8 protein-coding genes are annotated in these 6,698 nt (G+C 50.4%); 6 read left to right on the top strand and 2 right to left on the bottom strand.

What is annotated here, in order from left to right:
* Positions 1–472 precede the first annotated feature (472 nt).
* From ACMHXH_RS03770 to ACMHXH_RS03780, 3 genes are all read left to right on the top strand, one after another.
* The gene (locus tag ACMHXH_RS03770) at positions 473–982 is read left to right on the top strand and encodes a hypothetical protein (RefSeq protein ID WP_335912742.1); all 510 of its coding nucleotides are present in this window, start codon (positions 473–475) and stop codon (positions 980–982) included.
* Positions 945–1,244 carry a hypothetical protein gene (locus ACMHXH_RS03775; protein ID WP_335912744.1) on the top strand — a complete coding sequence of 100 codons (300 nt, stop codon included), beginning with the start codon at positions 945–947 and terminating at the stop codon, positions 1,242–1,244. Before ACMHXH_RS03770 ends, ACMHXH_RS03775 begins: the two co-directional genes overlap by 38 nt.
* Positions 1,245–1,628: 384 nt before the next feature.
* The gene (locus ACMHXH_RS03780) at positions 1,629–2,243 is read left to right on the top strand and encodes a hypothetical protein (protein ID WP_208146571.1); all 615 of its coding nucleotides are present in this window, start codon (positions 1,629–1,631) and stop codon (positions 2,241–2,243) included.
* 299 nt (positions 2,244–2,542) lie between these two features.
* Here ACMHXH_RS03780 and ACMHXH_RS03785 read toward each other — a convergent pair whose 3' ends face one another.
* Together ACMHXH_RS03785 and mutY are read right to left on the bottom strand one after the other, a co-directional pair.
* Positions 2,543–2,821, bottom strand: a complete 279-nt coding sequence (locus ACMHXH_RS03785; protein WP_039034915.1) for an oxidative damage protection protein — start codon at positions 2,819–2,821, stop codon at positions 2,543–2,545.
* 2 nt (positions 2,822–2,823) lie between these two features.
* Positions 2,824–3,930: an A/G-specific adenine glycosylase gene (gene mutY, locus ACMHXH_RS03790; RefSeq protein ID WP_144361734.1), complete on the bottom strand. Its 1,107-nt coding sequence runs from the start codon at positions 3,928–3,930 to the stop codon at positions 2,824–2,826.
* A gap of 170 nt (positions 3,931–4,100) precedes the next feature.
* On the opposite strand from mutY, the gene trmB reads away from it, so the two are divergent.
* From trmB to glsB, 3 genes are read left to right on the top strand one after another with little or no spacing between them, the layout of a single operon-like run.
* Positions 4,101–4,817 carry a tRNA (guanosine(46)-N7)-methyltransferase TrmB gene (trmB, locus tag ACMHXH_RS03795; protein ID WP_335912748.1) on the top strand — a complete coding sequence of 239 codons (717 nt, stop codon included), beginning with the start codon at positions 4,101–4,103 and terminating at the stop codon, positions 4,815–4,817.
* 22 nt (positions 4,818–4,839) lie between these two features.
* A complete protein-coding gene (locus ACMHXH_RS03800; protein WP_025009472.1) occupies positions 4,840–5,163 on the top strand; it encodes a YggL family protein in 324 nt (107 codons plus the stop codon).
* Positions 5,163–6,077: a glutaminase B gene (glsB, locus tag ACMHXH_RS03805; protein ID WP_071476916.1), complete on the top strand. Its 915-nt coding sequence runs from the start codon at positions 5,163–5,165 to the stop codon at positions 6,075–6,077. The genes ACMHXH_RS03800 and glsB overlap by 1 nt, the downstream gene beginning before the upstream one ends.
* Positions 6,078–6,698: the final 621 nt, after the last annotated feature.

Below are 6,698 nucleotides of genomic sequence, written 5' to 3' on the forward strand. Positions count from 1 at the left end.
CTGTAGTGAGTGACATAAGGCTTCATCCCCCGGTTTCAGATAATGAAGATTCAGTTAGCCGCCTCGGACTGTTGCTACATCAGCTTGCTTGAGAATGGCGATAATCTGACTATCCGTGTATCGCGATTTTTTCATGTCGAATCTCCTGCGTCTAATGTACGAGAAAATTTTACTTTTGGCTGCGGTTATTTTTCGGGGAGACTACCGGTTATCCAGGACCTAGATAAGGCATCCTTTAGAATGCTCAATGTGAAGCAATTAAATTCTGAAATGTGACATGTTTCATGCATACACTTGAATTGAAATAGATGTTTTTTTTGAAATTTTTTGGTACCTTTGAGTCAGACCAAATTCTGAACAGAGGTAGTGACATGGATGTTGTGCTTTGCGGAAAAAACGAACAAACCTACACCGCTGAAAAGTTTTCGGAGTTGGCTACAGATGTAAGAGCAAACTTAAAAACAAGCTTGATTTGCATTGGTTGTGGGGACGTTGCCTGGTTTCGCTCTGCAACCAGGCCGCCCATTTTAATTCACACCACCACAACGGTGAATGCGAGTTTCGTACTTCCTATTTTCTAGTTGAAGATGAATCCGACGGTAGTACCGAAACACCAAATGCTATCCCTTTGGTAACAGAGTATGGAATCAACTTAGATACGCAAAAGGGCGGAAAGTTAGATTATGACCCGCTTCCTCAGCTTCCTGACGAAGGTTTTGACGTGGCCCCCTCTGGTGGAGCTGTTGGACGTGGTGGAGCTATATCAAGAGAATCAAGTGCTAGCAGATCACTAAGACAAATATTATCTTATTTAAAGCGGTTCCCTGAGTTTCAGCGCTCAGAAAAAACCGTGACCTTATATTCCACAACGAACCGAATAAAAGTACAAGATACTATCCGTAATCTGGTAGTGCATTTTGATGATGTAACTCCGGAGATGGAAGATGGTAGAGAGCGTTTGTTTTGGGGGGGTAATCGTTGATGCTAAGGATGAGTATACTGATAATGGTTTATGGCTAAATGCAAGTGACTCAAGGAAGGGCCTCAGCATAAAGATATTCAGGGACATCAAACAGCAGTTTCTGGATTCTTTCCATGTGTCTGATTATGAAGAGCTTGATGGCGCGCATGTGCTTGTCGCTGGAAAGGTACGCTATTCCCAGTCCACTAAAAAACCTGTTGTTTTCTGTGCCTTTAGCACTTTTATCACCGTCAAGAAATATCGTGAGACTAAAGCTTCTTAGAGAGGAAGGCTTCTAAATCTGATATCTTGATGTAGCACTACTGTTTGATGCCTTCTTCTATGTGGTTGATATCGTTTTTCAAAGGTGTGTTCACCCATCACATCTGCGATGCAGATGTTTAAACATATATACGAGTTGCGTGGTCTAACGCGTGGCCAGGATCACCGCTAAAATAGTTGAACACAGCACTTAGCTCACTTCTGTCTGTAGTGATGGGAAAAATGAGTCAGCATTATGGATTTTAGACTAACGTTCTCAGAGCCATTCTAAAGAGCTCAGCCATCAGAGCTGCCACAAAGGTACTCGGATGGATCAGTTTGTGGTTTTGTGGATGATTTAAACCGGGTTTAAACTATCACTTAAACATTGAAATGGATCATCTTCATGGAAAAGGAACTATTTGGGCTGCTTGGCGTCATTGTTGGTTTTGTGCTTAACCTTATCTATGGAACGTGGGGTAAGCGCAACCAGAAGAAACAAGAACAGTATTATTTGGCTGTGGTGGTAACGCTGCAGTTGGATCGTTTTTTTGATAATGCCGTTAAACTATGCTCTGACAACGGCATGAAGGATGAGCATGGGGATTACTGCCCATCAGTGCCTTATCCTGAACTTGAATTACCTGGTTCAGAAGTTAATTGGCGCTGCCTGCCGCAAAATGTGATGAAAGATATTTTATGGATGCCAGAAACTATACGAGAGGCACTGCTGGTAATAGATAGCATCCGTGAACATCGAGCGGAAAGACCAGATTTTGATGAGTTTTACGAAGCTAGACAATATGAATTTGCTAAAATAGCACTTACTGCAAATGAGCTATCATCGAAACTGAGAAAAATAGTCGCGCTACCTGACCGAATAGTTGGAGATCAGTTTTTTAAGCCGCTTGAGTTCTTATCCAATAAAGTGATGGAAATTGAAAAAGTGCGAAACGATAGGGAACAGTATGATCGCATTATTGCTGAACAACTTAGTGGCCTTAGCCCCATATCAGACTAACCCCGAAACCTTTCCAATCCGGGCCAAATAACGAAACCGGGACAATGACAACACGTTCATTGTCCCGGTTTCGTTTATGGCATTTATCTCACACAACCGCACCAAGAGTGCGGTCAACAAGCACAGATGCTGCAAGGTCCCAAGTTCATTGCTAATTGAGTATATCGCCGGTGAGCCCTGGATGGTGTTCGTGCCTGAATTCGCCACGAACTGGCCGATAAATCTCGTCGCGACAGCAAAAGATAAAGGCCCATAAGGGCCTTTTCTCATTTCGCTCAATGCGCTACAGCTATAGCGCCTTATTCATCTTCTGCCGGTGGCACATAGCCTTCAATCTGTACTTCCTGACCTTCGAACAGGAAGGCGACCATCTGCTCTTCCAGCAGTTTGCGATCATCGACATTCATCATGTTCAGTTTCTTTTCGTTGATCAGCATGGTCTGTTTTTTCTGCCACAGGCCCCAGGCCTCTTTGCTGATGTTGTCGAAAATGCGCTTGCCGAGTTCGCCGGGATACAGTTGGAAATCCAGGCCATCGGCTTCTTTCTTGAGATAGACGCAGTTAACTGTGCGTGCCATGTTTACTCCTTGGTCAGACTCGGTTCCAGGCTGGCCAATACCCGCTCTGTTGCAGCGGCCAGTCCCACCCGGGAAGGTTGGTTTAAGTTATACCAGAGACAGGGTTTGGGTTCCATTACCCTGTCTTTACTCTGGGCGCTGTGACCTTGGTCCAGCAGCATGTCTGTGGCTACTTTGCTCTTTAGTCGCAGCAACATAGGCTGGGCGTCCAGGTGAAAGTGGCTGAAGGTGTGACGAAAACCGGGCAGCTCAGTGATGCTGTGCTCTGCAAGCCCCAAGGCTTTGGCGGCTTGCTGCAGGTTTTGTCTGTTGCCAAACTCGGGGAAACACCAGAGGCCGCCCCAGATCCCGGCGGGAGGCCTTTGCTGCAGCAAGATCTCGCCATCGTGTTCCAGCACTAGTAGCCAGGCTTCTTTGGCCGGAATCGCCTTCTTCGGCTTTTTGCCGGGGAAGTCGCCCTGGCGCCCCATTAGCTGCGCCTTGCAGTCGCGGGCGACCGGGCACTGGTCACAGGCGGGGCGGGAGCGGGTGCATATGGTGGCACCTATATCCATCATCGCCTGGTTGTATTTTTGGATCTCGGCCTTGGGCGTGAGCGCTTCGGTCAGCTGCCAGAGTTGGTTTTCCACATCCTTTTGCCCGGGCCAACCTTCTATGGCGCCGTGGCGGGCGAGTACCCGTTTGACATTGCCATCCAATATGGGGTGATGTTGCCCCAAAGACAGCGACAGCACAGCACCTGCGGTTGAGCGTCCAATGCCCGGCAGTGCCAGTACCGAGTCAAAGTCGGTTGGAAACTCGCCTTGGAACTCATCACGCACCTTGATGGCGGCCTTGTGTAGGTTACGGGCGCGGGCGTAATAGCCCAGACCTGTCCACAGATGCAGCACTTCGTCTATGTCGGCATTGGCCAGGCTGACGACATCGGGGAAACGGGTAATGAATTTTTGGAAGTAGGGGATAACGGTCGCGACCTGGGTCTGCTGCAACATGATTTCAGAAATCCATACTTTGTATGGGGTCTTTTGCTGTTGCCATGGCAGAGTCTTGCGACCATTCAAGTCGTACCATTTTACGATACGTTCTGCGAAAGAGGCTGTTTTGTTCATCGGCGCAGTGTAGCCGCAGCCAAGGGGCGAAACAAGGAGATTGATCCCCTCAAATGATTGACTTATTTCGTTCTTGTGGATTGTTGGTATACTTTTTCAGCATCAGGGCTTGCACTGTATGGTGAACTTTGGATAATGCCCTTCTTTTTCACACCTCTCTAGGGGCAAAAATGAGCGAAGTCACAACGGCCGAGTTTAACGAAGAAGGCAAGTATCTGCGCAAAGTAAGAAGCTTTGTGCTGCGTGAGGGTCGCCTCACCAAGGGCCAGGCCCAGGCCTTGGAAGCGCATTGGGGCGGCATGGGGCTGGATTATTCTCCCGAGCCTCTGGATTTGAACGCCGTCTTTGCCCGTGAGGCAGATACAGTGCTGGAGATAGGTTTTGGTATGGGCGCCTCACTGGTGACCATGGCCAAGGAAGCCCCTGAGCTTAACTTTATCGGTATCGAAGTGCACAAGCCTGGTGTGGGCGCCTGTCTTGCCGATGCCGGCGAAGCCGGAGTCACTAACCTGAGAGTATTCCATCACGATGCCATGGAAGTGCTGGAGCATGCCATTGCCGATAATTCTCTGGCGCGGCTGCAGCTGTTTTTTCCCGACCCATGGCACAAGAAACGCCACCACAAGCGCCGCATAGTGCAGCCGGCCTTTGCCGAGTTGGTGCGCCGTAAACTGAAAATTGGTGGTGTGTTCCACATGGCTACCGATTGGGAAAACTACAGCGAACACATGCTGGAAGTGATGAATGCCGCCCCCGGCTATCGCAACCTTTCCAGCGATGGCACTGTAGTGCCACGGCCGGATTATCGTCCGTTGACCAAGTTCGAGGCCCGCGGCCAGCGCCTGGGTCACGGTGTTTGGGATCTGATGTTCGAACGTACAGAGTAATTACACCTGAGGGAGAAGCAGTATGGCTATTCGCAGTCGTCGTTTGCGCAAGAAGTTGCGTGTTGATGAATTCCAGGAGTTGGGATTTGACGTTAGTTGGCGCTTTGCCGACTCTGTGTCGGAGGAACAGATAGATCCCCTGGTCGACCGTTTTATTGATGAAGTTATAGAACCTAGAGGCTTGGGCTTCCACGGTGGTGGCCACAGAGAGTGGGAAGGCATTATTGCCACCCAAAGAATTGGCAAGTGCACCGAAGATGACAGAAGCGCAGTCAAGGCATTCTGGGAAGCTCAGCCAATCAGCGAGTTGGAAGTCACTGAGCTGTACGACATTTGGTGGAGCTAATCCCGGACGAGGCCTTGCTTGAGCAGGTGCTCGACAGGGTTCGCCCTCTGATTGGCCAGGGTAAGGTGGCGGATTATATTCCGGCCCTTGCCCGGGTCAATGCCAACAAGCTGGGGATTGCCATCACCATGGCCGACGGCACCACAGTGGGGGCAGGGGATTATTTAGAGCCTTTTTCCATTCAAAGTATTTCCAAAGTGTTCAGCCTGACATTGGCGCTGACACTCTATGAAGAAAGCGAAATCTGGAGCCGGGTAGGCAAAGAGCCGTCGGGTCACTCATTTAATTCTTTAGTGCAGGTGGAGTTGGAGCGCGGCATTCCCCGTAATCCCTTTATCAATGCCGGGGCACTGGTCATCGCCGACTTGCTGCAGAGTCGCCTCGGAGCGCCCAAGCACAGAATGCTGGAAGTGGTTCGCCGTTTGGCGGGTAATCCGCATATCTGCTACGACAAGGTGGTGGCCGATTCCGAGTATCAGCACAGTGCCCGCAATGCTGCCATTGCCTATCTGATGAAGTCCTTCGGTAACTTCAACAATGATGTGGATACTGTGCTGCGAAGCTATTTCCATTACTGCGCCTTGAAAATGAGCTGCGCCGATCTTTCCCGGGCTATGATGTATCTGGTCCAAGGCGGTAAGGCATTGGATGGCAAAGCGCTGATATCACCGCTGCAGAGCCGCAGACTCAATGCACTTTTGGCTACATCCGGGCTTTATGATGGCGCCGGTGAGTTTGCCTACCGGGTCGGCATGCCGGGCAAGAGTGGAGTCGGTGGTGGCATAATCGCGGTGATCCCCGGTGACATGTCCATCTGTGTCTGGTCGCCTGAGCTTGACCGCAGCGGCAACTCACTCGCCGGAACGGCAGCGCTGGAGCAACTCAGGCTGGCCGTTGGCCGCTCAATTTTCTGATCCCAAAGGCAGCATTCCGCTGCCTTTGTTTTTACGCCATACCATAGTTTTCAGCCTAAAGTTGCACATTAGGCGCTTGCCGGGTTTCCGGCGATGGATGTTTCTCATTGCCTGCCGCAGGCTTATGCACAGGCGATCCTGTGACTCGGCGTTAATACGTCCTTGTAGCCTCGACGAAAACATCTGACCTACATGGACGTAGGAAATGCCGAATTTGTCGGGAACAGAATTCGGCCTTGTTTTCGACGGTCACAGTCCCGCTTGTGCCAGGGAAATAGGCGTATGTTAGTGGGTATATAAGCAATTTCAAGCAACGCTATGATTGCAGAATTGCACCAACTCCCGCTCGAAGCGGCCGCAGGGCGTTGATGATAATCGCGTAGCGAGGCATGGCCGTTCACGGGCGTCCAGCCCTTCACGGCATTGGGACTCCTGTCCGGCAGATGCTGACGCAGCTCAGTCGAACAAGGGGCGAGTGTCGCCTAGCGACGAGCTCACGAACGCGAGACAGGATGTTGAGCTGGGTCAGAGTCACATGGATGTGACTCTGAGCGTCTGGCGCGATAGCGAATTGGCATCATAAGCACAAGGGGTTTTCCGCTGCGTCGCGGGTCGCTGGGG

It is taken from the genome of Shewanella sp. BJSY2023SW001 (genome assembly GCF_047314685.1).
GTDB classification, from domain to species: domain Bacteria; phylum Pseudomonadota; class Gammaproteobacteria; order Enterobacterales; family Shewanellaceae; genus Shewanella; species Shewanella indica.

What these genes read in the sequence shown, in the direction of transcription:
- ACMHXH_RS03800 (WP_025009472.1), top strand. Translation starts at nt 4,840, where the DNA reads ATGGCTATTCGCAGTCGTCGTTTGCGCAAGAAGTTGCGTGTTGATGAA.
- trmB (WP_335912748.1), top strand. Translation starts at nt 4,101, where the DNA reads ATGAGCGAAGTCACAACGGCCGAGTTTAACGAAGAAGGCAAGTATCTG.
- mutY (WP_144361734.1), bottom strand. Translation starts at nt 3,930, where the DNA reads ATGAACAAAACAGCCTCTTTCGCAGAACGTATCGTAAAATGGTACGAC.
- ACMHXH_RS03775 (WP_335912744.1), top strand. Translation starts at nt 945, where the DNA reads ATGGTAGAGAGCGTTTGTTTTGGGGGGGTAATCGTTGATGCTAAGGAT.
- ACMHXH_RS03780 (WP_208146571.1), top strand. Translation starts at nt 1,629, where the DNA reads ATGGAAAAGGAACTATTTGGGCTGCTTGGCGTCATTGTTGGTTTTGTG.
- ACMHXH_RS03785 (WP_039034915.1), bottom strand. Translation starts at nt 2,821, where the DNA reads ATGGCACGCACAGTTAACTGCGTCTATCTCAAGAAAGAAGCCGATGGC.